Raw genomic sequence first — 23,310 nt, forward strand, 5'->3', positions numbered from 1 at the left:
GCGGCCGCGCACGCCCGCCGTATGCCTCTACGCTCTCGGCGAGTTCGCCGAACGCTGAACCTGAGGGGGTGTCAGTATCCCGCCGCTCAGACCTGCTTGGAGCGCGCGTAGTTCAGCAGGAAGTGCGCCTCGGCCACCGAGAGCCGCTCGAGCTCCTCCGGCGACACCGACTCGTTCACCGCGTGGATCTGCGCCTCCGGCTCGCTCAGACCGATCAGCAGGATCTCCGCCTTCGGGTAGAGCGCGGCGAGCGTGTTGCACAGCGGGATCGAGCCGCCCATGCCCGACGCCTGCATCTCCTCACCCGGGTAGGCGATCCGCATCGCCTCGGCCATCGACGTGTACGCCGGGCTGGTCACGTCCGCGCTGAACGCCTGGCCCTGGCCGACCTGCTCGAAGCTCACCCGGGCGTTCCACGGCACCCGCTTCTTGATGTGGGCGTAGAGCAGCTGGGTCGCCTCGGCGGCGTCCTGGCCCGGCGGCACCCGCAGGCTGATCTGCGCGCGGGCGGTCGACGGGATCGACGGCGTCGCGCCGGCGACCGGGTGGCAGTCGATGCCGATGACGGTGACGGCCGGACGCGCCCAGATGCGGTCCGCGACCGTGCCGTGGCCCGGCAAGCCGACGCCGTCCAGGACCCTGGCGTCCTTGCGGAACTCCTCCTCCGGGTACTGCAGACCCTCCCACACCGCGTCGGCCGGCAGCCCGTCGATGACCGTGGAGCCGTCCTCGGCCCGCAGCGTGTCCAGTACGCGGATCAGCGCGGCCAGCGCGTCGGGCGCCGCTCCACCGAACTGGCCGGAGTGCAGGTTGCCTTCGAGGGTGTCGATCCGGACCCGGATCATGGTCATGCCGCGCAGGGTCGCGGTCACCGTCGGCAGGCCGACACGGAAGTTGCCGGTGTCACCGATCACGATCGCGTCGGCGGACAGCAGATCGGGGTGCGCCTCGGCGTACCGCTCCAGGCCGCCCGTGCCCTGCTCCTCCGAGCCCTCCACGATCACCTTGACCGTGACGGGCACGCCGCCGTTCGCCTTGAGCGCGCGCAGCGCGAGGAGGTGCATGATGAAGCCGCCCTTGCAGTCGGCCGCGCCACGCCCGTACCAGCGCCCGTTCCGCTCCGTCAGCTGGAACGGCGGGCTCAGCCACGCCGACTCGTCCAGCTTCGGCTGTACGTCGTAGTGCGCGTAGAGCAGGACGGTCGGGGCCCCGAGCGGCCCGGGCAGCACGCCGTACACCGACTGGGAACCGTCGGGGGTGTCGAGCAGCGCCACCTCCTGGAAGCCCTCCGCGCGCAGCGCGTCGGCGACCCAGTTCGCGGCGCCCTCGCACTCGCTGCGCGGCGCCACGGCCTCGTCCGCCACCGACTCGAAGGCCACCAGCTCCGTCAGCTCCGCCTTGGCGCGGGGCATCAGGCCGGCGACGGTCTCGGCGATCGGATTCGTGGTCATGGGCACGCTCCTCGTGGGTGCGACGTTGTGAAGGGCGGCGCCGTAAGTCGGTTGTACGGCGCACGTACGGCCGATCCTACGGCGCGGGCTGCCGGAGGCCGCGCCGTAGGATGCCGTACAGAGCACGGACCACCGGTCGGATCAGGAGCAGAAGCACATCGTGAGCAGCGAGAACGCAGACGCCGGAGCGGAAGAGTCTGAAGCGGCGGAGGCCGCCCGGGAGACGCGCACCGGGGCAGGGGCCCCGGGGGCGTCGGCCGATGCCGAGACCGGGGGGACGTCGGCCACGACCGGTACCGAGGCCGGGGCGGAGGAGCTGTTCCCGGAGGGCGCCGCGACCGTCTGGGACGTGATCGTCGTCGGGGCGGGCCCCGCCGGAGCGTCCGCGGCCTACGCGGCGGCCGTCGCCGGCCGCCGGGTGCTGCTGCTGGAGAAGGCGGAACTGCCGCGCTACAAGACCTGCGGCGGCGGCATCATCGGACCCTCGCGCGACGCCCTGCCGCCCGGCTTCGAACTGCCCCTCCAGGACCGGGTGCACGCCGTCACCTTCTCCCACAACGGACGCTTCGCCCGCACCCGCCGCTCGCGCCGGATGCTCTTCGGGCTCGTCAACCGGCCGGAGTTCGACGCCGGGCTCGTCGAGCAGGCGCAGAAGGCGGGCGCCGAGCTGCGCACCGGCGCCACCGTCTCGCGCGTCGAGCAGCACGGCCCCGCGGTCCCGGACCGGCGGACGGTCGCCGTGGTCCTCACCGACGGGGAGACGCTCCTCGCGCGGGCGGTCGTCGGCGCGGACGGCAGCGCCGGCCGGATAGGAGCGCACGTCGGGGTCAAGCTGGACCAGGTGGACCTCGGCCTGGAGGCGGAGATCCCGGTTCCGGCGTCGGTGGCCGAGGACTGGAAGGGGCGGATCCTCATCGACTGGGGGCCGATGCCCGGCAGTTACGGCTGGGTGTTCCCCAAGGGCGACACGCTCACCGTCGGCGTCATCTCGGCGCGCGGTGAGGGCGCGGCGACCAAGCGCTATCTGGAGGACTTCATCGCCCGGCTCGGGCTCGCGGGCTTCGAACCGGCGATCTCGTCCGGCCATCTCACACGCTGCCGCAGCGACGACTCGCCGCTGTCGCGCGGCCGCGTCCTGGTGTGCGGCGACGCGGCCGGCCTGCTGGAGCCGTGGACCCGCGAGGGCATCTCGTTCGCGCTGCGCTCGGGGCGGCTCGCGGGGGAGTGGGCGGTACGGATCGCCGAGGCGAACGACGCCGTCGACGCCCGCCGTCAGGCGCTGAACTACGCCTTCGCCATCAAGGCGGGCCTCGGCGTGGAGATGGCGGTCGGCCGGCGGATGCTGGCCCTGTTCGAGCGCCGGCCGGGCCTGCTGCACGCGGCCGTCACCGGCCTTCGGCCGGCCTGGAACGCCTTCACGGACATCACCCGCGGCTCCACCACGCTCGCCGGGTACGTCCGTTCGAACGGCCTGGCGCGCCGGGCGCTCGACCTCCTCGACCGCCGGTTGGCGGCGACGGCCGGTGCGTCCGGCAGGGGCGCGACGCCCCATGCCGAGGACGGCGGCCGGAACGCCGTACGGCAGGACGGGGCGGGGGCCGCGAGCGAGGCGGGGTCGCCGGAGCCCACCACCGCCGAGCGCCCTGGGGGCCCGGAGCCGACGGTGCCGGAAACGCCCTGAGCGATCTCAGACGGCGTCGGCCGCGGACCGGCGCCGCGCGAGCCTAGGACCAGGTGATGCCGGAATTCTCCCGCCACAGCCGGGCGAGCGAGGCGTCGCCGGTGACGGTCACGGCCGAGTCGGGGAGCCGGTTCCAGAGCGTCAGATAGAGGCGGCCGGCGGGCCCGCTCAGCTCGCAGTCCGCCGGGCCGTCGGAGGTCCGTTCGGTGTGCGGCGCCCCCTGTGACAGGCGCGTCGTCCACACGTCGCCGGTGTCCGTCGCCCGGACGCGCAGCGTGCGGGGCTCAGGCGTCCGCACCCGGCTCCGGTCGCGGGCGTGGAAGCCCCGCAGCAGCTCGTCGATCCCGTCCACGGCGATGACCGGGTCCACCGGTCCCGGCCGCCCTTCGAGCGAGGCCGATTCGGCGTCCGCGCGGTGGACCGTCGTCTCGTGGGCCTGCCGTCGGGCCCAGAAGGCGAGAGGGGAGGGGGCGGGCAGGAAGGTCCAGCACTCCAGGTCCGCGGGCGCCGCCCGCAGAGCGGCGACGAGGTCCGCGTGCCCCGCGCGGTAGTGGGCGAGCAGCGCGTCGCCGTCGAGATCCGGCTCGCCGCCGTCGGGGTGGTAGGAGGTGTGCCCCTCGGTGACGAAGGCGGTCGCCCAGCGGTGCACCATCGTCGTGTGCCGCAGCAGATCACGCACTCGCCATCCGGGGCAGGTCACGACCTCGGCGTCCGTACCGGCTTCGGCGGCGGCGTCGGCCAGGGAGCGGCCCGCCGCGCCAAGGGCCTCGATGTGCTCGTCGACTTTTATGATCTCCATGCGTCGGGATTCTGCCAGTCACCGCGACCGGTCGGTGGCTGTTCACGCCTCGCCGTCGACCGGCCGCCCCGCGACCGGTTCAGGCGCGCCTACGGTCGCAGGACCTAGGTGTATTGCCCCGGAAAGTCTCACCTGGTGTGCGGCGCCCTGCACGCGCTCCCCCGTAGCCCTTCGGGCACGGGAGGTGCCCCCACGCCGCGTTGTCGTCGGTCGCCATGGCTCCGCCATTGTCTCCCTCCTCCGTCTTGCGATCGCACGCACCGGACGCCGCACACCCCGCCCTCCGGGCGGACGGCGATACTTTCCGGACACTCCCTAGCAGTCAACCCGCCTCGGGCGCCCGCGCGTTGCGGGCCGCGTAACCGATCACCGCGGCGCCCGCCGCGAGCGCGGCGACGGTGGTGAGGGCGATCGGGAGCGAGAACCAGTCGGCGAGGAACCCGATGGACGGCGGGCCCAGGAGCATGCCGCCGTAGCCAAGGGTGGAGGCGGTGGCGACACCGCTGGGACCGGCCAGCGCGCCCGCGCGGGCCACGGCGACCGGGAAGATGTTGGCCAGGCCGAGCCCGGTCACGGCGAAACCCAGCAGGGCGGCCCAGACGCTCGGGGCGAGCGCGCCGAGCAGCATGCCGGCGGCGGCCGTGGCACCGCCCGCGACCAGGGTGCGGGTCTGGCCGAGGCGCTCGAGGAGCACGGTGCCCGAGAGCCGGCCGGCCGTCATCGTCAGCGCGAAGACGGAGTAGCCGGCGGCCGCCACACCCGGGTGCGCGTGAAGGTCCTGCTCCAGGTGCAGGGCGCCCCAGTCGGCCAGGGCGCCCTCGCCGTACGCGGTGCACAGCGCGATGACACCGAACACGACGACGAGCCCGCGCGAACCGGTCCTGGCCCGGGGCCGGTCGGCGGCGCGCTCCTCCTCCGGCGGGGCGGGGGAGGGCGTACGGAGCAGGACGGGGCCGGCGAGGGCCGTCAGGAGCAGGCCGACGACGGTGAGGCCGAACAGATGGGCCGCGGGGGAGAGGCTTCCGGCGACGAGCCCGCCGAGGCCCGCGCCGAGCATGCCGCCGAGGCTGAAGGCGGCGTGGAAGCTGGGCATCACGGGGCGGCGCAGCGCGGCGACGAGATCGACGGCCGCGCTGTTCATGGCGACGTTGATCCCGCCGTACGCCGCGCCGAAGAGGAGCAGCACGAGGCCGAGGGAGAGCGGTGACCCGGTCAGGGCGGGCAGGGCGATCGAGAGGGAGAGCAGGACGGCCGTGATGACGGTGACGGCGTGGCTGCCGTAGCGCCGGCACAGGCGTCCGGTCAGCGTCATGGTCACCACGGCACCGGCGGAGACGCCGAGCAGGGCGAGTCCGAGGTCGCTGGCGGTGGCGCCGGTCTGCTGCTTGATGGCGGGGATCCGGACCACCCAGCCGGCGAAGAGGAAGCCGTCGAGGGCGAAGAAGAGGGTCAGGGCGGAGCGGAGGCGGAACAGGGAGCGATCGGCGGTGTTTCCGCCGGGACCCCCCGGAACGGCCGTCCTTACTTTGTTTAGTAGCGGCACAAACTCAGGATAGGGGTCAGGCCGCCGTCATTTCAACCGGGCGACCGGTCAGGCCCGGGAAGCCGGTGCGGAGGTACGTGATCGATACGGTGAGGGCCACTGCGAGGGGCCCGAGCCGGAGAGCGGGGTCGTCAGGCCGCAGCCCGGTGGCTGTCCTTCGTGCCCCGCTCCAGCGAGACCCGCACCAAGGCCGCCGCCAGCGCCGGGAGCTCCTCGCGCGGCACCAGCCGCGCCAGGGCCTCGCGGTCCGTGGGCAGGTGGGCGCGGCGGGCGCCCTTCAGCGCGCGCTCATCCAGGAAGGGGCCCATTTCCGGCCAGATTCCCTGCACCTCGCGCAGGAAGATGTCCGCACCGGCCGGGCCGATCCCCGGCATCTCGCGCAGAGCCGCCCGCAGCGCGTCCACGTCACCGTCCGCCTCGGCCCGCATCCGGCGCAGATCGCCGCCGTACTTCTCCAGGACCAGCTCGGCCTCCTCGCCCAGCTGCGTGGCCGTCCGCTCGTCGTAGCGCCGGTAACCGCCCTCGCCGAGCGCGTCCACCCGCTCCTGCCAGCTCGCGTCCCGCATCCGCCGTGGACTGCGCATCCCGGCCGCGAACAGCGCCCTCGCCGCCGCCACCGCCGTCTCCGCCCGGATGCGGGCGCTCAGCAGATGGGCCAGGACGAGGAGCTGGTACAGCGGCTGCGGGGTGTCCTTCAGACGGACGTCCGCCTCGTCGGCGTACGTCCGGCCGGTGTCGTCCCCCAGCAGCTCCCGTACACGTGCCGCCGCCTCGGAGCGTGCCATGACGCCTCCCGATACACCGCTCGCACCGCTCGATGTCGCCGCGCCGCTACCCGCTCGGCCACCGCCGAAACCGGGCGCCTGCCCGATCATGGGAGACTCGCCACCATGAACGGCAAGGCGACGACGGCCAGGACACGGCTGGACAGGGGGCGCGGCGCGCTCGGGCCCGCACTCGAACTGGTGCACACGGGCCGCGCTCCCACCCGCGCCGTCCTGACCGCCGAGCTCGGGGTCACCCGGGCCACCGCCGGAGCCGTCGCCGCCGAGCTGGAGGCGCTCGGTCTCATCCGGGTCGACTCCAACCCCGGCGCCGCCGCCGGCTCCCAGGGGCGCCCCTCGCACCGCCTCGCCGTCGCCGACAAGGGACCCGTAGCCCTCGCCGCCCAGGTCCACTCCGACGGCTTCCGGGCCGCGCTCGTCGCGCTCGGCGGCACCATCGTCGCCACCGCCCCCGGCTGTGTCACGGTCTCCGCCGACCCCGCCCAGGTGCTCGGCGCCGTCGTCGAGGCGGGCGCCGCCCTGCTCCGCGAGAGCGGGCGCCGCTGTGTGGGGGCCGGGCTCGCCGCGCCCTCCGCCGTCGCCGAGCCCGAGGGCACCGCCCTCAACCCGCTCCACCTCGCCTGGCCGGCCGGCGCGCCGGTCCGGGAGATCTTCGCCGAACGCGTCCGCGCCGCGGGGATCGAGGGCCCCGCCTTCACCGGCAACGACGTCAACCTCGCCGCCCTCGCCGAGCACCGCCACGGCGCCGGCCGCGGCGCCAAGGACCTGCTCTGCGTGGCCACCGGCCACCGGGGCGTGGGCGGCGCGCTCGTCCTCGACGGCCGCCTGCACACCGGCAGTTCGGGCCTCGCCCTCGAAGTGGGGCACCTCACCGTGAACCCCGAGGGGCGCCCCTGCCACTGCGGCAGCCGGGGCTGCCTGGACGTCGAGACCGACCCGCTCGCCTTCCTCACGGTCGCGGGGCGCGAGCCGGGGCCGGAGGTGTCCCTGCTCCAGCAGGCGCGCGATCTGCTCCGTACCAGGCCCGACGATCCGGGCGTGCGGGCCGCGACCGAGGAGCTGATCGACCGTCTGGGCCTGGGGCTCGCCGGCCTTGTGAACATCCTCAACCCGGACCGGATCATCCTCGGCGGTCTGCACCGCGAGCTGCTCGACGCCGACCCCGAGCGGCTCCGCGCGGTCGTCGCCGACCGCAGTCTGTGGGGCCGCAGTGGCGGCGTACCGATCCTGCCCTGCACCCTCGACCACAACAGCCTGGTCGGCGCGGCGGAGCTGGCCTGGCAGCCGGTCCTCGACGACCCGCTGGCCGCTCTCGGCAGAGCGGAGTCGTAGGGCCGCTCTCCCCGGCCGGGCCCGCTGAAAATCGCGGCGGAGAGACGAGAGGGAAAGCTAGCGTCCGATCATGACGGAAACCGGTCTTCCTCCACGCCTCGGCAGCCTCACCTTCCACGGTCCGCTCTCCGAGACGAGAGCCACCCGCATGATCGAGCGGCTCGCCGCGTCCGCGCCGGCCACCGTGCTCGACATCGGCTGCGGCTGGGGCGAACTCCTGCTGCGTGTCCTGGAGGCGGCGCCCGGCGCGACCGGCGTCGGCCTCGACATCAACGCCGAGGACCTGACCCGGGGCCGCGTCCTCGCCGAGAAGCGGGGGCTCGCCGACCGCGTGGAGTTCGCCGAGGAGTCGGCGCGCGGCACGACCAGGGGCCCCGTCGACGCGATCCTCTGCCTCGGTTCCAGTCAGGCGCTCTGCGACCCTGAGCTGCCGCACGACCCGGCCGCCGCGCTGCGCGAGCTGCGCCGCCTGGTCAGGCCCGGCGGGCGGGTGGTGCTGGGCGAGGGATTCTGGGAGCGTACGCCGACGGACGAGGAGCTCGCCGCGATGTGGCCGGGCGCCCGGGCCGACGACCACCTCCCGCTCGCCGGGCTGGTGGACCTGGCGATCGAGGCGGGCTTCCGGCCCGCCTGGATCGAGACGGCCAGCCGCGAGGAGTGGGAGGAGTTCGAGTCGGCCTACCGCCACGACACCGAACTGTGGCTGGCCGCGCACCCGGAGCACCCCCTCGCCGCCGAGACCCGCGACCACGTCGACCGCCAGCGCTCCGCCTGGCTGGCCGGTTACCGCACGGTGCTCGGCATCGCGTACCTGACCCTGGTCCCGGTCGACTGACGGGGGGCGGCGGTCGCCGGGCGGGCTCTGGCTCACGGCCGGCCGGTGGCGGTCGGGCCGATGCGTCACCCGCCGGCCGGTGACGGCCGGGCAGATGGCTCACCGCGGCCGGTGGCGGTCGGGCTCCGGCTCACTGCCGGCCGTAGCGGTCGAGCCGATGCCTCACCCGCCGGCCGATGGCGGTCGGGCCGATGCCTCACCGCCGACCCGTGGCCGGCCACGCCCGCTCCGCGCGTCGTACGCGCGTGCGCTCCCGGCCCCCGTCCGGCCCACCCCCGGGGGTCGCCGGTCCGCCCGGAGCCACGTGGGCGCCGGGCCGGACCGGCGACCGCCCGTCAGCCCGCGAGGGCCGACCGGGCGACGGCCGGTGCGCGGACCGGCTCCGCCGGGGTGCCGAACGGGACGCCCTCCAGCGTCGTGCCATGGGCGCCGTGGAAGCGGCTCTGACCGGCGAAGGGGCCGTCGGTGGTCGCGCCGTAGACGGCGTGGGAACGGGACGGGATCGCCACGGCCGGCGTCGGCGCCGGAAGCGTGAACCACACGACCTTTCCGGTCTCGCCGTGCGGGCGGATGCCCCAGCTCTCGCTGACCGCCTCGATGATGGCCAGACCGCGGCCCGAAGTGGCGAACTGGTCGACGTCGTCGGGGTTCCTGAGCCCCGACGCCGGGTCGACGCACGGTATCCGCGGATCGTTGTCGCGGACCGAGACCGTGAGACGGTCGAGCAGCAGCTCGAGCTCGACGGTGCACATCTTGTCCGGTTGTGCGTGCCGGTGAACATTGGTCAGCAGCTCGGTGACTCCGAGCGCCGCATGGTCGATCAAGGCATCGAGATGCCAGTAGCGCAGATGCGCCGATACGATTCTGCGGACCTGACCGATCCGCGACGGCAGGGCCTGGAGCTCCACCGTGCAGTGCCTGCTTGGCTCGCTGATCACGGCTGCGACTCCCCGAAGTAGGTCCGGAAGAAGACGAAGGATCGGATCTTTTCTTGCGCTGTGCACGGCGGCGGCGGGCTGGATCACAGCCATCGCCGCGACCACAGCGTCACCGCCGGTAAACCCTCTGTGAGGTGGTTACAGCGTGAACCAGTGGTGACCGCCCCGCAACTCGCGGCGATGCCCCGCAGGTCAACGCCGCCTCACCCGCTCGTCACCCGACCGGCCCGTCGGGCGCCTCGTCACCGGCTCTTGGCCGCCCTCTTCAGCGCCTCCAGGAAACGGCCCGGCCCCGACGCGCGGTCCTGCGGGCCGTCCATGGTCAGGCGGTAGCGCGTCCCGTTCACCTTCGCCACCGTCTCGTCCGGCTTCGCGAACCACGGCCGGCCCGCCCGCACCGCGTTCACCGGAGCGCTGTCGATCTCGCTGCCGTAACTGGTCAGCAGCGACAGCCGACCGTCCTCGATCCGGACCTCGCCCGCCCTGGTCAACGACCGGGGCCAGCGCTCGATCCGTACGCCCGTGGCCGTGAACTCCGGTTCTTCCATGTCACTCCGCCCCCTTCGCACCGGTTGTTCCCCCCAGTGTGCCGGGCGGGCGGCGGGCGCACCAGAGGCCCTCCTGCAAGCGACTCCTATGGACCCCCAAAGCGAACGTTTGCGCAGGTGAGCGGGTTATCGTCGGCAATGGGAACCGGATGGGGACCGAGGAGAGGGACGAGGGACGCATGAGCACCACGGAGAACACCGTGCCGGACGCCGCACCGGGCGCCGCCGCCACCATCGACGTCGACCGGAGCGACCCGGCGTACCGCGCCTGGCTCAAGGAGGCGGTCCGCAAGGTGCAGGCCGACGCCAACCGCTCCGCCGACACCCACCTGCTGCGCTTCCCGCTCCCGGAGAAGTGGGGCATCGACCTCTACCTCAAGGACGAGTCGACCCACCCGACCGGCAGCCTCAAGCACCGACTCGCCCGTTCGCTCTTCCTCTACGGCCTGTGCAACGGATGGATCCGGCCGGACAGGCCCGTCATCGAGGCCTCCAGCGGCTCGACGGCCGTCTCCGAGGCGTACTTCGCCAAGCTGATCGGCGTCCCCTTCATCGCCGTGATGCCCCGCACCACCAGCCCGGAGAAGTGCCGGCTGATCGAATTCCACGGCGGCCGCTGCCACTTCGTCGACGACTCGCGCAAGATGTACGAGGAGTCCGCCGCCCTCGCCGAGCGGACCGGCGGCCACTACATGGACCAGTTCACCTACGCCGAGCGGGCCACCGACTGGCGCGGCAACAACAACATCGCCGAATCGATGTACCAGCAGCTCAGGTTGGAGCGCTACCCCGAGCCCGCCTGGATCGTCGCCACCGCCGGCACCGGCGGCACCTCCGCCACCATCGCCCGCTATGTGCACTACATGCAGCACGACACCCGGATCTGCGTCGCCGACCCGGAGAACTCCTGCTTCTTCGACGGCTGGACCCACAACGACCCGCTGGCGACGGCCGATTGCGGCTCCCGCATCGAGGGCATCGGCCGGCCCCGTATGGAGCCCAGTTTCGTGCCCGGCGCCATCGACCGGATGATGAAGGTCCCCGACGCGGCCAGCGTCGCCGCCGTCCGCGCCCTGGAGACCGCGATCGGCCGCAAGGCCGGCGGCTCCACCGGCACCGGACTCTGGAGCGCCCTGAAGATCGTCGCCGAAATGGTCGAACGCGGCTCCACCGGCAGCGTCGTGACCCTGATCTGCGACCCGGGCGACCGCTATCTCGACAAGTACTACTCCGACACCTGGCTGGCCGGCCAGGGCCTGGACATCGCGCCCTACGCGGCTGCTATCGACCGGTTCCTGGCGACGGGTGCCTGGCCGGAGTGAGCCGCCGGTCCAGACGGCGCATCGCGTCCCGGAAGGACCGGCCGACGCCCGGTCGGGCCAGCCGCATCGCGAGCAGGTACGGGGCGGGGCCGTCCACGGCCATCGTCCAGCGGACCCGCGTGCCGGGCCCCACGGGGGAGAGGACCCACTCCTCCACCATGGCGCGTACGGCGGGCGCGTTGGTCTCGTCGACCCGGTAGGCGTAGCGCGTCTCCGGGTCGGCCGCCATGACCGTCTCCTGGAAGCGGACCCCGCCGCGCAGCCGGACCGTACGCCCCGCGCCGCCACCGGTCGGGGCCGCGCGGACCACGGCGGGGAACCAGGAGGGCCAGCTGCCGACCTCCTCCGCCAGCGAGCGGTAGACCGCGACCGGCGGCGCGGCCAGCTCGGCCGTGAACACCAGGCGCAGCGGCGCGGACGAGGCGAAGTCGAGCTCCACGAGCCGGAGTCGGCGTGCCATGGACCGTACCTCCCTAGGGGTCGTGCCGAGGTCCGCACACCATAGCTGTCGGTCCGTCAGATGCCCAGGAGTCCGTCCAAGGCGCGGCCGAAAAGCCGCCGCCCCGCGAAGGCCAGTACGGGATCCAGGGCGCGGGGCACCCCGCGTACCCGCAGCTCCTCCGTCCACACCGCGCGCGAGCCGCCGGACGGCCCGGCGTACACCTCGATCCGCGCCCGGCCGAGCACCACGCGGCCGCGCTTCTCCAGCAGGCACACCGCGGGCCGCTCGCTCCCGCTGTGTTCGGGCGGCGGCTCCCAGCGCACGACCTCCATCGGGTCGTCGAAGGCCAGCCTCCCGAGCCCGGTACGCGCCACGAACCGGGTCCCCACGCCCGAGGGACCGGGGGTCAGCACCCGGGTCCGGGTCAGCGGCACCCGGGCGCCGTGGGCCGCCCAGTCGGTGAGCCGCCGCCACGCCTCCGAGGCCGGCAGAGCCGTGGTGCGTTCGATCCGGAAGACGCTCACCCGCTCACCCCCTCACTCCCGGTCCTCGCCCGCCACGACGAGATCCGGCAGATGCTCCGCCATCTCCGCCCGGACCCGCGGCGAGAGCCCGCGATCCGTCACGAGCGTGTCCACCTCGTCGAGCCGGGCGAACGAACTGAGGCCCACCGTCCCCCACTTGGTGTGGTCGGCGACCACCACCACCCGGCGGGCCGAGCGCATCAGCAGCCGGTTCGTCTCGGCCTCCGCCAGATTCGGCGTCGACAGACCCGCCTCCACCGAGATCCCGTGCACCCCGAGGAACAGCACGTCGAAGTGGAGCGAGCGGATCGCCTGGTCGGCGACCGGGCCCACGAGCGCGTCCGACGGCGTGCGCACCCCGCCCGTCAGCACCACCGTCGCCGCGCCGGGACGCGCCTCGCCCGTCGAACCGGTGCGCTGCGCCGCGTGGAAGACATCGGCGACCCGGACCGAGTTGGTCACCACCGTCAGATCCCGCACGTCAAGCAGATGCCCCGCCAGCGCGAACGTGGTCGTACCGCCCGACAGGGCGATCGCCGCACCGGGCGGCACCATCCGCGCCGCCGTCCGGGCGATCTCGTCCTTCGCACCCGACTCCAGGACGGACTTGGCCTCGAACCCCGGCTCGTGCGTACTCGCCTCGACCACCGGCACCGCGCCGCCGTGCACCTTCTCCACGACGCCCTGCCGCGCGAGCGCGTCCAGGTCCCGGCGGACCGTCATGTCCGAGACGTTGAGCCGTCGCGTCAGCTCGTTGACCCGGACACCGCCGCGGCGCCGGACCTCGTCCAGAATGAGGGCGCGCCGCTGCTCCGCGAGGAGATTCTGATGGTCGCTCACCGCCGGGGCCGTTCCTTCCGAAGGGGACAGGGGGATTGGTGACGGATTACGCGAGAGGCCCTGCGCAGCCGCACGGCCTTCCGCGATCCTGATGCTGCCGACGAATACTCCCATCCAGAGAGCGAGTCACCGAAGTGTCCCCTGCCACACCCGTCCCGCAGAGCGGTGGCGCGGCGCTCGAACTCCTCGTCCACGGTGTCGGCGGAGCCACCCCGCAGGACATGCTGGACGACCCGCGTACGGTACGGGTCACCGGGGACACCACCGCCGCCGTGTACCGCCGCGCCGACGACCTGGACGCGGAGGACCACCCCGAGCGTTACGCCGAACGGCCGGTCCCCGAGGCGTACTGCTGGTCCAACCTCACCTCCGGCAACGGAGCCCGCGCCCTGTGGCTGCTGCTCCTGCCCTTCATGGTCGCCAACCTCGCCCACTGGATGCGCCCGCCCGCCCACGGCCGGCCCGGCCTCGTCCGGACGTACGGCGTCCTGGTGCGGCTGGTCGCGCTCACCCTCACCGTGCTGCTCACCGCCGCCGCCTGCGAGGTCGCGCTCGATCTGACGGCCTGGCAGTGCGCGGGGGTCACCGCCTGCGCGGAGGACCGCTCCTGGCTGGGGTTCCTCTCCGCCGAGCGCGGCGGCTGGTGGTCCCAGCCGGGCCGCCGGCTCGCGCTGGCCGCGGTGGTCCCGGCGGCGCTGGTGGGCCTGCTGTGGTACCTCTCCAACCGGACCTGGAGCGCGTACGAGGCGCAGCGGCCGCCCGCCGGGTACGACGACACACCCGAGGCGCTCGCCGAGACGCCCGGCACGGCCGTGGCCGAGGTCCCGCCCGCGCCCGAGGTCCCGCTCGCGCCCGCGCCCGACGCCGACTCCGCCGAGGACGAGCTCGCCACCATCGACCCCGCCGAGGCCGACGCGGCGCCCGGCACCGAGCCCCCGCCCCGGCTCCGTCCCGCCCTCGGGCGCCCCGGCTTCTGGTACGGCCGCCGGCTCGTCGCGCGCCTCCGCGCCGCTCACACGGCCGCCGGCCTCCTGACCGTGGCCGCCGCCCTCGACGGCGCCGCCGCCCGCCACGACCGCGAGACCGCCTCCTCCCTCGGCGAGCCGCTCGGCTGGGCGCTCCAGGGCGCCTGCGCCGTCTTCGCCGCCGTCATCCTCTGGGTGGTGTGCCGCCGCGGCCGCAGCGAGAAGCGACTCGACCTGCGGATCGAACGCGCCCTCGTCACCTGGCTCCCCAGCGCCGCCCTCGTCCTGCTCCTGCTCTCCGTCCTGTACGCCGGATGGTCCCGCCCCGCCTGGCGCTCCACCGGCACCCTGCCGGGTGACATGACCTTCGGCGTGCTGACGCTGGCCCAGGGCGGCCTCGTCGTCGCCCTCGGCTTCGTCGCCCTCCTGCTGCACCGCCCCCGACGCCACCCGCGCACCGCCATGTTCGGACTCGGCGGACCCGCCGTCGCCATGCTCGCCTGCGCCCTCGCGGGCGTGATGACCGGCGGGGTCGCCCAGCGCGTCGCCGACTGGCTGGACGGGCCCGCCACCCCCGGCATGGGGGAGGGGCCGCTCATCGGACCGCCCGTGCTGCTGAGCTGGCAGGCGTCCGTCATCCCCGTCCTGCTGCTGATGCTGCTCGCGCCCGGCGCCTTCCTCGTCCTGCGGACCGCGCGCACCGCCCGCCGTCTCCGATCGGTCGTCGAGGCCGACTACGGCACGGAGGACCCGGACCCCGTCCGTACCGGAACGATCTCATCCGGCCGGGCCCGCGCCGGTCTCACCGACGCCGCCCCCGCCCTCGTCGGCATCGTCTCCGGCGCCACGCTGCTCCTCGGCGCCGTATCCGTGGCGGGCGCCTGGGCCAGCGAGAACGTCCCCGGCCGGGCCTTCGACGGCGCCCATCCCGCGATCGAGTCCGCCGCCGACACCGCCCAGGCCCTCGGCTCCTGGATGATCGGCTTCGGTTTCATACTGTTCGTCACCTGCGGCCGCCGCGCCTACAAGGACCGCGCCGCCCGCCGCACCATCGGCATCCTCTGGGACGTGGGCACCTTCTGGCCGCGCGCCGCACACCCCTTCGCCCCGCCCTGCTACGCCGAACGGGCCGTTCCGGACCTGACCTGGCGCATGCGCTCCTGGACCCGGCACACCGGCGGCCGGCTCGTCCTCTCCGGCCACTCCCAGGGCAGTGTCCTCGCCGCGGCCGCCGTCTGGCAGCTCCCGCCCGCCACACGCAAGCGGGTCGCGCTCCTCACCTACGGCTCCCCGCTGGAGCGCCTCTACGGCCGCTGGTTCCCCGCCTACTTCGGCCCGGACGCCCTGCGCGGACTGCATCGCGCGGTGCACTGCTGGAGCAATCTGTACCGCGCCACGGACCCCATCGGCGGCCCGGTCCGGGTGCCCGCCGAAGGGGACAAGCCCGCCGTGGACTGCCCCGCCCTGCTCGACCCGATCGTGTACGGCCGCACCCACGCCCACCCGCTGCCCGAACCGATCCTCGGCCACTCCGACTACCGGGCCGACCCGGCGTTCGCCGACGAACGCACCGGCCTCCTCGACCGGTTGCCGCCCGCCCTGCCCCGCCAGCGGACCGACGGCGCCGACGAGACCGTACGTCAGGGGAGTTCGGGCAGGTCCTCCGGATAGAGCAGGGTCAGCTCGTCCGTGCTCGCCTCGGCGAGCACGGCGACCCGGCCCGCGTGCCGCTCCACCATCGACTCGAACGTCTGGCGCGCCGTACGGCCGTTGCCGAACGCCGGCCCCTTGGGCAGCTCGGAGAAGTACTTCCGCAGGGCCTCGTCCGTACCCGGCGCGAGCCGGTACTCGTGCTCGTCGGCCTGCTGCTCCACGATCCGCACCAGTTCGTCCGGGACGTAGTCGCTGAAGGTGATGGTCCGTGAGAAGCGGGAGGCCACACCGGGGTTGACGGTCAGGAACCGCTCCATCTCCGCGGTGTAGCCGGCGACGATCACCACCACCGCGTCGCGATGGTCCTCCATCAGCTTCACCAGCGTGTCGATGGCCTCCCGCCCGAAGTCCCGGCCCGAGTCCTCCGGGGACAGGGCGTACGCCTCGTCGACGAACAGGACCCCGCCGCGCGCCCGGTCGAACGCCTCCTGGGTCCGGATCGCGGTCGAGCCGATGTGCTCGCCGACCAGGTCGACCCGCGACACCTCGACCAGATGGCCGCGTTCCAGGACGCCGAGGGAGGCGAGGATCTCGCCGTACAGCCGGGCCACGGTCGTCTTGCCCGTGCCGGGGTTGCCGGTGAAGACCAGATGGCGGCGGACCGAGGCCGCCTTCAGCCCCGCCTCCTGCCGTCTGCGGCCCACCTCGATCATGTTGGTCAGCGTCCGGACCTCGTGCTTGACGCTCTCCAGGCCGACCAGGGCGTCCAGTTCACCGAGGACGTCATGGGAGGACCGCGCGGCGACCGGGGCCGGTTCGGCGGCCGGCCCGGGCGCGGAGACGGCGGGGGAGCGCGGCGCCGGAACCGTCCCGAGCAGCCCCGCCGACCTGGTCGCCGTCAGCACGGCGCCCGGATCCGAGGCCGGGGCCGGACGCACCCCGCTCTCGTCGCTCGTGCAGTCCTCCGCGACCGGCCCGTCCTCGGGAAGGTCGTACCCGCCGCGCGCGCACCGTTCCGTACGGCACTTGCGCAGGGTGGTACGGCAGCCGTCCATCACATGGAAGCCGTACCCCCCGCTGCCGGTCACCCGGCAGCCGTGGAAGGTGCCCCGCCCCTCGGCCGAGACGTAGAACCCGGCCTCGGCGGGCGAGGTCACCACGCACCGGTCGATCGTCGGGTCGGCGCCCTTGGTGACGATCACCCCGGTCTGCACGGCGTCGATGGTGCAGCCGGCCAGCGTGCCCCCGCTGCCGTGGTCGCGGAACCAGGCGCCGGTGGAGGCCTCGCGGATCCGGCAGTCGTCCAGCTGCGCGGTGGCCCCGTCGCTCACCGAGACGGCCGTGTTCCGCACCTGCGACAGGTCGCTGTCGACGACATCGGCGCGTGAGCCCCGGTCGAGGACGAACAGCGCGTCGGGCACGTCGTGCACCCGGCACGCGTCGAGCACGACCGTCGCCCCGTCGCTGACCCAGACCGCCGGATAGTCGCCCGTACTGTCGTGGATCTCGCACTGGTTGGCGTCCACCCGGGTGCCCGGGTCCCACACGGACAGGCCGTTGCGTCCGAAGCGGCGCACGGTGGAGCGGGTCAGCGTCAGGACGGAGCGGGAGCGCAGATCGACGGCGTTCTCGGGGATGTCGTGGATGTCGCAGTCGGACAGGGTCAGGACCGCGTCCGTGTCCAGCGTGATGCCGTCGGCCGACGTGCGGTGCACGGAGGAGTCGGAGAGATGGACGGTGGCCCGCGCCGCGATCTGCAGACCGGCGCCCTTGACCTCGTACACCTCGCAGCCGATGCCCTCGAGGCCGCTGCCCTCGCCGTTGACGGTGATCCCGGCGCCCGAGGCGTGATGGACCCGGCAGCGTTCGAGCCGCGGATGCGCGCCCCCGCGCACGGAGACGCCGGACTGGCCCGCCGAGACGACCTCGCACTCCTCGAACACCCCGCCCGCGCCGTCCAGTACGGCGATCCCGACCCCGGCCGGATTGTCGACGGTGCAGCGCCGGACGGTGGGCCTGGCGGCGCCGCGGACCTCGATCCCGGCGGCCGAGCGGGTCACCACGCGCAGGTCGAGCAGCTCGGGTGTGCCGTCCTCGACCAGCAGCGCGGGGGCGGCCGCGTCCTGGCCCTCGACATGCAGGTCCTGCACGGTCGCCGAGGCGCGGACGGTGAGCGGCACGCCGTCCGCGGGCGCGATCCGCACCGAACCGATCCCGCCCTCCGGTCCGCGCAGGGTGACGGCCCGTCGGATGACGAGGTTCTCCCGGTACGTGCCGGGCGCGACGGTCAGGACGTCGCCGTCCCCGGCGGCCTCCAGGGCCGCGGCGAGGGAGGCGTACTCACCCGTGCGCCTCCGCCACCGGGATGTGCCGGTGTGCGTCACCTGGACCGTGCCCTGTGCCATGGGTGTGCTCTGCCCCCGCCTCATGCGTCGCCGCTGATCCGATGCCCCACCGTAGCGCGCGCGGCGGGGCGGAGTTGACGAGTCAGCCGCCCGCGCCCGTACGTCCCCAGTCGGGGCCCGCCTCGGCCCAGGCGCGGTCGAGCCGTTCGTACCGCCGGTGTACGAGACGCCGTACGATTCCGCGCCTGGCGGTCTCGATGAACACCGAGACCAGGGAGGCGGCGAGCAGTCCGACGAGGACCGCGTGGGCGCGGGCCGTCTCCGCCCGCATCGGCGGGGCCACCGGTCGTCCGCTCCGGTCGGTCCAGAGGCGGAAGGTGTCGCCGGGGTCGGAGAGGTCTCGCCGCACGGCCACCGTCCCGGTCCGGGGCGCGCCGTCGGGCGCAGTCCAGCGGGCGACGACGGCCCGGCGGAGGTGGGGTGCGCCGGCCGGCTCCGGGTTCCGCGGGCCGGCCGTGGGGGCGGCGGCGAGCCGGAGGACCTGTGCCGTCGTCTGCTGCCGCTGCTGATGCTGGGCCAGGACCGCGCTCCTGAGGGAGGCGTCGGTCCGTGCGCCGGAGATCCAGCCGACCGCGGGGACGGCGAGCGCGAGCAGTACGACGGCCGTCAACGCGACCCATGCCTCGATCAGGTCCGTCGTACGGCACAGGGGATTGTGCCTCCAGCGCCAGACTCCGGTGGCAGCTCGCACGCCTCGCACCCCCTCGCTCTCGTCGCTCTTCCAACGAGTCTGCCGGGGAGGGGGGTTCCCGCCGGTCGGGTGGGAGGTGCGGGGCGTCCCGTGGGCAGGGGTCAGCCGAGGATCTCGACCGGGTCACCGACCCGGATCGTGCCGGTGTGCTCGGGCACGAGGTTCTGGCCGAAGATCAGCCGGCTGCCGTCCTTGCGGTGCCGGGCGAGGGTCCGCAGCGGCTCCTTGCCGCGCTCGGCGGTCTCCTGGTCGGTGGTGGTCACGACGCACCGGCCGCAGGACTTGGCCACGCGGAAGGTGACCTCGCCGAGGGAGAGCCGGGTCCAGCCGTCCTCGGCCCAGGGCGCGGTGCCGTCCACGACCACGTTCGGCCGGAAACGGTTCATGGGCAGGGGGCCCTCGTCGGGTTGATCGCCTTGGGCGATCAGGGAGTTGAGGGCGTCGAGGGAGGACACCGTGGTGACCAGGAGCGGAAAGCCGTCCGCGAAGCTCACCGTCTCGCCCGGCAGGGCGTAGTCCGGGTCGATCGGACGACGGTGCGCGGGATCGTCCATGTGCACGAGCCGGACCTCGGTCTCCAGATACGCGCTGAACCACGCGTCCGCCGCGGGATCCGCCGGGACCGCCTCCACCGGAGTCTCGAAGACCTCCACCCGGATCGTGGACGACGGCCGCGGCACCTCGATCGTCAGCGGTTCGCGGCCGGGCGCGGACACCGTGATGCCACCGCCCGGCAGCGGCGCGGCCGAGGCCAACGCCATGCGCGGGTGACGGCGTTGGGTCACGACCTTGCCCGAGGCGTCCACGACGGTCCAGCGGCGGTCGCCCGCCAGTCCCCATGGCTGGACCTCCGCCTCGGCGGGCGCGACCCCGCGCATCGCCTTGACCGGGTGGACATGGACGGAGCGCACGACAGGATTCGGCATACGGTCATCCTGCCAGCCGCCCATGACACCGTGGCGGTCAGTACCCCCCGCCCTGGTACGGCCGGTTGTACGGGTCGTCGTACGCGGCGGGGGCCGGGGCGGGCCGTGCGGCCGCCGGGCGCATCGCCTCGTACCCCGTGGCCACCGGACGCTGCGGCTGCTGGGGCTGGACGCCCGGGTAGCCGCGCGGGCCGGTCGGCTGCTGCGGGATGTAGGGCGCGGGAGCGTGCTGCAGCGGCACCGGGGCCATCTGCTGCGCGGGCTGGGGATAGCCGTAGGAAGCACCGCCGCCGTAGGACGGCGTCGGATGGCTGGGTGCCGCCGGGAGGGCGGGCAGAGCCGGCAGGTAACTGTTACCGGTGTCGTACGCGGAAGGCACTCGGATCGGGGCGATCTGAGGCGTGCCCCGCTCCGCGACCAGGGAGTCGTAGATCGGGGTGTCGGGGAACGACGGCGCGGTGTAGTAACCGCCGCCGTAGGTGGAGCGGGGGGAGGTCATGGCACATAAGTTAAGCCCACGATGTGCTGGTTGGGGAGACCGATAAGAGGGTTGTTTGACGGGTTCTGAGGGACCGTCGATCCACAATGCGAGCGAACGCGACAAATGCGGTCGCCCGATGGAACATGGATCTTGAAAAGCCGAGCTGGGGAGGGGTTACCGGCGGGTCACCCTCGGAGCGCCCCGGATGCCCGGCATGAAGTCCGCGTAAAGAAATCCCCGCGTCCCGACGGTCATGATCGGGACGATCATGTCCACGCTAAAGAGCCTTAACTTCCGCGGGCACGCGCGGCCCGCGCCGGGAATTGGCGAGGCGTTCAGTCGCGGTGCGCCGGAAGTCGACGCTTCGTTGCTACTCCGTGTGCCGGAGAAATCGCGCTCCGGCGCGGACGTCGCATTTCCGCGGCCGGCGGAGCACCCTCGACACCTCGCGCCGACGCCTATCGGTCGGGTGCGGCCTCGGGGCGTGCGTACACGCGTCCCTTCCAGGCCGCCCCCCGGCCGCGGTAGTGCTGCACCGCCGAATCCACCGTCATCAGGAGGTAGAGCAGCGCGGTGAAGGGAAGCGTCACCGCGAGCCGGAGCGGCTGGCGGTAGTAGCGGAGCATCGGAAGGTACGTTCCGGCCATCACCGCCCAGGCGAGCCCGCCCGCCGCGCCCGCCACCGCGTCACCCGTCAGAGCCCCGGCCGCCACCGCGACCGGGGGAGCGAGGTAGACCACCGCGAGCCCGGCCACCGTGCCGGCCAGCACGACCGGATGGTGGCGCAGTTGGGCGTACGCGCTGCGCGACACCATCCGCCACAGGTCGGCGAGGCGGGGATACGGCCGGACGCTGTCGACCCGGTCCGCGAGCCCCAGCCAGATCCGCCCGCCGGTCCGGCGCACCGCCCGGGCCAGCGACACGTCGTCGATCACCGCCTGCCGGATCGCCTCCGGGACCCCGGCCCGCTCGGCGGCCTCCGCCCGCAGCAGCACACAGCCGCCCGCGGCCGCCGTCGCGCGGGGGCGGCGGGCGTTGATCCAGCGGAAGGGGTAGAGCTGGGCGAAGAAGTAGACGAAGGCCGGGACGATCAGACGCTCCCACCCGCTCGCCACCCGCAGCCGGGCCATCTGGGACACCAGGTCGAGACCGTTCGCCGTCGCCGCGGTCACCAGCAGGCGCAGGCTGTCGGGCTCGTGCGCGATGTCCGCGTCGGTCAGGAGCAGGAACTCCGGTTCACGCGCGCGTGCCCGCGCCATGCCATGGCGCAGCGCCCACAGCTTCCCCGTCCAGCCGGCCGCGGGCTCCCCCGGAACGACCACCGTCAGCGGCAGCCCGCCGTACCGCCCGGCCAGCTCGCGCGCGAGCTTCCCGGTGCCGTCGGTGCTGTTGTCGTCGACGAGCAGTACCTCCGCCTCACCCGGATAGTCCTGGGTGAGCAGCGACGGCAGGCTGAGCGGCAGCACCTCCGCCTCGTCCCGCGCCGGTACGACCACGGTGACGCGCGGCCAGCTCCGCGGCTCCACGCGCGCGTGGCCGGCGTTCACGGGGAGGCGCTGGTCGGTACGCCAGAAGAACCCCTGTCCCAGCAGCAGCCACCCCCAGGCGGCCAGCGAACCCATGGCGATCCAGGCAATGGCGCTCATTCGTCGCAGTCTGCCCCAGAACGGCGGCGACGCAAGGGTGGTCGGCTAGGGTGACCGGGTGAAGATCGCGCTCATGGACTCCGGAATCGGCCTGCTCGCGGCAGCGGCCGCGGTGCGCCGGCTGCGGCCGGACGCGGATCTGGTCCTCTCCTCCGACCCCGACGGCCTGCCCTGGGGCCCGCGAACCCCCGAGGACCTCACCGCCCGCGCGCTGGCCGTCGCCCGCGCCGCCGCGGCGCAGCGGCCCGACGCCCTCATCGTCGCCTGCAACACCGCCTCGGTCCACGCCCTGCCCGCCATCCGCGCCGAGCTGGAACCGACCATTCCGGTGATCGGCACCGTCCCCGCGATCAAACCGGCCGCCGCGGACGGCGGGAAGATCGCCATCTGGGCGACCCCGGGGACCACCGGCAGCCCGTACCAGCGCGGACTCATCCGCGAGTTCGCCGAGGCGGCCGAGGTCACCGAAGTGCCCTGCCCGGGCCTCGCCGACGCCGTGGAGAACGCCGACGCGGCAGCCGTCGAACGGACCGTCGCGGCCGCCGCGGCCCTCACCCCCCGCGACATCCGGGCCCTGGTGCTCGGCTGCACGCACTACGAACTCGTCGCCGAGGAGATCCGTACGGCGGTCCAGCACCCGGACCTCCCGCCGGTGGTTTTCCACGGCTCGGCCGGGGCAGTCGCCGCACAGGCGCTGCGCCGGATCGGCGCCGGACCCGCACCCTCCGCCGACCCCGTGGGCGGTCTGACCGTCATCCACAGCGGCCGGCCCTCCCGGCTCACGGCCGCCGCCCTGAGCTACCCGGAAGGCCGTCTGCTCTCAGTCGCGGCCGCGGCCCGCTGACAGGACGGACGCGGTGCGCCGACGGGGCGACAGCGGGCGCCGCGCGAGCGGAACGTGAGTAGGCTGCGAGCCATGAGGGACCTCTCTCGTCATCCCCACCACCCCCGGCCGCTGGACACCGACGTACCGGTACCGGAGGTGTGGACCGGCCGCGCCACCAACCGCGTCCAGTGGGTGCTGGCCACCGCCGGCGCGCTCTTCGTCGCGGTCGGCATCGCGCTGGCGGTCGACGCCCCGTGGACCTCGGGCATCATCCCGCTGCTCATGTCGGTGATCGGATGCGTGGCGGCGGGACTGCTGATGATGTTCGGCACGCTCGCCTTCGTCCATGTGGCGGTGAAGGTCGACGACCGGTCGCTGGAGGTCCGCTGCGGCCCTCTCGGACTGCCGCGCCGCAGGATCCCGCTGTCCCACGTCGTCGGCGTCGAGGCCGCCCCCGTCACACCGCGCCACTGGGGAGGCTGGGGGTACCGCTGGCGCCCCGAGAAGGGCACCGGGGTCATCGTCCGCCGGGGCGACGCGGTGGTCCTGGAACTCGGTGACGGGCGCGCCTTCACGGTCACGGTGGACGACGCGGAGACCGCGGTCCGGGTCATCCGCGACCGCCTCGGCCGAGCGAAGGACGGCACAAGGAACGGGTCGCCGGCGTCCACCCCGCC

General features: G+C 73.9%; 20 protein-coding genes and 1 pseudogene. 7 read left to right on the forward strand and 14 right to left on the reverse strand.

Going from position 1 to position 23,310, the window contains the following annotated elements; genetic code table 11:
- Nucleotides 1–86: 86 nt before the first annotated feature.
- Nucleotides 87–1,451 (reverse strand): dipeptidase, encoded by a 1,365-nt coding sequence (locus ACIRB4_RS17570; RefSeq protein WP_403292153.1) that lies wholly within the window; start codon nt 1,449–1,451, stop codon nt 87–89.
- 316 nt (nt 1,452–1,767) lie between these two features.
- On the opposite strand from ACIRB4_RS17570, the gene ACIRB4_RS17575 reads away from it, so the two are divergent.
- Nucleotides 1,768–3,132, forward strand: a complete 1,365-nt coding sequence (locus tag ACIRB4_RS17575; RefSeq protein ID WP_403292415.1) for a geranylgeranyl reductase family protein — start codon at nt 1,768–1,770, stop codon at nt 3,130–3,132.
- A gap of 43 nt (nt 3,133–3,175) precedes the next feature.
- Here ACIRB4_RS17575 and ACIRB4_RS17580 read toward each other — a convergent pair whose 3' ends face one another.
- The 3 genes from ACIRB4_RS17580 to ACIRB4_RS17590 all read right to left on the reverse strand — a co-directional run bounded on the left by ACIRB4_RS17580 (nt 3,176) and on the right by ACIRB4_RS17590 (nt 6,259).
- Nucleotides 3,176–3,922, reverse strand: coding sequence for a maleylpyruvate isomerase family mycothiol-dependent enzyme (locus ACIRB4_RS17580; RefSeq protein WP_403292417.1), 747 nt, complete (start codon nt 3,920–3,922; stop codon nt 3,176–3,178).
- Between the two features lie 331 nt (nt 3,923–4,253).
- Nucleotides 4,254–5,474 (reverse strand): MFS transporter, encoded by a 1,221-nt coding sequence (locus ACIRB4_RS17585; protein WP_403292154.1) that lies wholly within the window; start codon nt 5,472–5,474, stop codon nt 4,254–4,256.
- Nucleotides 5,475–5,605: 131 nt separating this feature from the next.
- Entirely contained in the window at nt 5,606–6,259 is a 654-nt protein-coding gene (locus tag ACIRB4_RS17590; protein ID WP_403292156.1) for an endonuclease, read from the reverse strand.
- Between the two features lie 105 nt (nt 6,260–6,364).
- On the opposite strand from ACIRB4_RS17590, the gene ACIRB4_RS17595 reads away from it, so the two are divergent.
- Nucleotides 6,365–7,591 (forward strand): ROK family protein, encoded by a 1,227-nt coding sequence (locus ACIRB4_RS17595; RefSeq protein WP_403292158.1) that lies wholly within the window; start codon nt 6,365–6,367, stop codon nt 7,589–7,591.
- 70 nt (nt 7,592–7,661) lie between these two features.
- On the forward strand, nt 7,662–8,426 hold the full coding sequence (locus ACIRB4_RS17600) for an SAM-dependent methyltransferase (RefSeq protein ID WP_403292160.1): 765 nt from the start codon (nt 7,662–7,664) through the stop codon (nt 8,424–8,426).
- A gap of 335 nt (nt 8,427–8,761) precedes the next feature.
- Here ACIRB4_RS17600 and ACIRB4_RS17605 read toward each other — a convergent pair whose 3' ends face one another.
- Together ACIRB4_RS17605 and ACIRB4_RS17610 are read right to left on the reverse strand one after the other, a co-directional pair.
- Entirely contained in the window at nt 8,762–9,364 is a 603-nt protein-coding gene (locus tag ACIRB4_RS17605; protein WP_403292162.1) for an ATP-binding protein, read from the reverse strand.
- Between the two features lie 242 nt (nt 9,365–9,606).
- Complete coding sequence (locus ACIRB4_RS17610) at nt 9,607–9,912, reverse strand: hypothetical protein (protein WP_403292163.1); 306 nt, start codon at nt 9,910–9,912, stop codon at nt 9,607–9,609.
- Nucleotides 9,913–10,091: 179 nt separating this feature from the next.
- On the opposite strand from ACIRB4_RS17610, the gene ACIRB4_RS17615 reads away from it, so the two are divergent.
- On the forward strand, nt 10,092–11,234 hold the full coding sequence (locus ACIRB4_RS17615) for a PLP-dependent cysteine synthase family protein (RefSeq protein ID WP_403292164.1): 1,143 nt from the start codon (nt 10,092–10,094) through the stop codon (nt 11,232–11,234).
- On the opposite strand, the gene ACIRB4_RS17620 is transcribed toward ACIRB4_RS17615, so the two are convergent.
- From ACIRB4_RS17620 to ACIRB4_RS17630, 3 genes are read right to left on the reverse strand one after another with little or no spacing between them, the layout of a single operon-like run.
- Entirely contained in the window at nt 11,194–11,694 is a 501-nt protein-coding gene (locus ACIRB4_RS17620) for an SRPBCC family protein (protein ID WP_403292166.1), read from the reverse strand. The genes ACIRB4_RS17615 and ACIRB4_RS17620 overlap by 41 nt on opposite strands.
- A gap of 56 nt (nt 11,695–11,750) precedes the next feature.
- Complete coding sequence (locus ACIRB4_RS17625; RefSeq protein ID WP_403292168.1) at nt 11,751–12,200, reverse strand: SRPBCC family protein; 450 nt, start codon at nt 12,198–12,200, stop codon at nt 11,751–11,753.
- Nucleotides 12,201–12,212: 12 nt separating this feature from the next.
- Complete coding sequence (locus tag ACIRB4_RS17630) at nt 12,213–13,040, reverse strand: DeoR/GlpR family DNA-binding transcription regulator (protein ID WP_403292170.1); 828 nt, start codon at nt 13,038–13,040, stop codon at nt 12,213–12,215.
- A gap of 134 nt (nt 13,041–13,174) precedes the next feature.
- Between ACIRB4_RS17630 and ACIRB4_RS17635 the strand changes: the two genes are divergently transcribed.
- Nucleotides 13,175–15,676 (forward strand): hypothetical protein, encoded by a 2,502-nt coding sequence (locus ACIRB4_RS17635; protein ID WP_403292172.1) that lies wholly within the window; start codon nt 13,175–13,177, stop codon nt 15,674–15,676.
- Here the strand turns inward: ACIRB4_RS17635 and ACIRB4_RS17640 are convergent.
- The 5 genes from ACIRB4_RS17640 to ACIRB4_RS17660 form a co-directional block, all read right to left on the reverse strand.
- A complete protein-coding gene (locus ACIRB4_RS17640; protein ID WP_403292173.1) occupies nt 15,646–18,063 on the reverse strand; it encodes a right-handed parallel beta-helix repeat-containing protein in 2,418 nt (805 codons plus the stop codon). The genes ACIRB4_RS17635 and ACIRB4_RS17640 overlap by 31 nt on opposite strands.
- Nucleotides 18,064–18,145: 82 nt before the next feature.
- Entirely contained in the window at nt 18,146–18,754 is a 609-nt protein-coding gene (locus ACIRB4_RS17645) for a hypothetical protein (RefSeq protein ID WP_403292175.1), read from the reverse strand.
- 101 nt (nt 18,755–18,855) lie between these two features.
- Nucleotides 18,856–19,680: an MOSC domain-containing protein gene (locus ACIRB4_RS17650; RefSeq protein WP_403292177.1), complete on the reverse strand. Its 825-nt coding sequence runs from the start codon at nt 19,678–19,680 to the stop codon at nt 18,856–18,858.
- A gap of 37 nt (nt 19,681–19,717) precedes the next feature.
- The gene (locus ACIRB4_RS17655) at nt 19,718–20,179 is read right to left on the reverse strand and encodes a DUF6643 family protein (protein ID WP_403292179.1); all 462 of its coding nucleotides are present in this window, start codon (nt 20,177–20,179) and stop codon (nt 19,718–19,720) included.
- A 440-nt stretch (nt 20,180–20,619) separates the two neighbouring features.
- Nucleotides 20,620–21,807 carry a glycosyltransferase gene (locus ACIRB4_RS17660; protein ID WP_403292180.1) on the reverse strand — a complete coding sequence of 396 codons (1,188 nt, stop codon included), beginning with the start codon at nt 21,805–21,807 and terminating at the stop codon, nt 20,620–20,622.
- Nucleotides 21,808–21,865: 58 nt separating this feature from the next.
- On the opposite strand from ACIRB4_RS17660, the gene ACIRB4_RS17665 reads away from it, so the two are divergent.
- Together ACIRB4_RS17665 and ACIRB4_RS17670 are read left to right on the forward strand one after the other, a co-directional pair.
- A complete protein-coding gene (locus tag ACIRB4_RS17665; RefSeq protein WP_403292182.1) occupies nt 21,866–22,651 on the forward strand; it encodes a glutamate racemase in 786 nt (261 codons plus the stop codon).
- A 72-nt stretch (nt 22,652–22,723) separates the two neighbouring features.
- A pseudogene (locus ACIRB4_RS17670) lies at nt 22,724–23,281 on the forward strand (hypothetical protein); the annotation flags it as partial.
- Between the last annotated feature and the right edge of the window lie 29 nt (nt 23,282–23,310).

The sequence above is a fragment of the Streptomyces sp. NPDC093600 genome, assembly GCF_044764755.1.
Taxonomy (GTDB): domain Bacteria; phylum Actinomycetota; class Actinomycetes; order Streptomycetales; family Streptomycetaceae; genus Streptomyces.

Coding starts and splice junctions, on each gene's coding strand:
- ACIRB4_RS17570 (WP_403292153.1), bottom strand. CDS start 1,451: ATGACCACGAATCCGATCGCCGAGACCGTCGCCGGCCTGATGCCCCGC.
- ACIRB4_RS17590 (WP_403292156.1), bottom strand. CDS start 6,259: ATGGCACGCTCCGAGGCGGCGGCACGTGTACGGGAGCTGCTGGGGGAC.
- ACIRB4_RS17595 (WP_403292158.1), top strand. CDS start 6,365: ATGAACGGCAAGGCGACGACGGCCAGGACACGGCTGGACAGGGGGCGC.
- ACIRB4_RS17600 (WP_403292160.1), top strand. CDS start 7,662: ATGACGGAAACCGGTCTTCCTCCACGCCTCGGCAGCCTCACCTTCCAC.
- ACIRB4_RS17610 (WP_403292163.1), bottom strand. CDS start 9,912: ATGGAAGAACCGGAGTTCACGGCCACGGGCGTACGGATCGAGCGCTGG.
- ACIRB4_RS17615 (WP_403292164.1), top strand. CDS start 10,092: ATGAGCACCACGGAGAACACCGTGCCGGACGCCGCACCGGGCGCCGCC.
- ACIRB4_RS17620 (WP_403292166.1), bottom strand. CDS start 11,694: ATGGCACGCCGACTCCGGCTCGTGGAGCTCGACTTCGCCTCGTCCGCG.
- ACIRB4_RS17640 (WP_403292173.1), bottom strand. CDS start 18,063: ATGGCACAGGGCACGGTCCAGGTGACGCACACCGGCACATCCCGGTGG.
- ACIRB4_RS17650 (WP_403292177.1), bottom strand. CDS start 19,680: ATGCCGAATCCTGTCGTGCGCTCCGTCCATGTCCACCCGGTCAAGGCG.
- ACIRB4_RS17655 (WP_403292179.1), bottom strand. CDS start 20,179: ATGACCTCCCCCCGCTCCACCTACGGCGGCGGTTACTACACCGCGCCG.
- ACIRB4_RS17660 (WP_403292180.1), bottom strand. CDS start 21,807: ATGAGCGCCATTGCCTGGATCGCCATGGGTTCGCTGGCCGCCTGGGGG.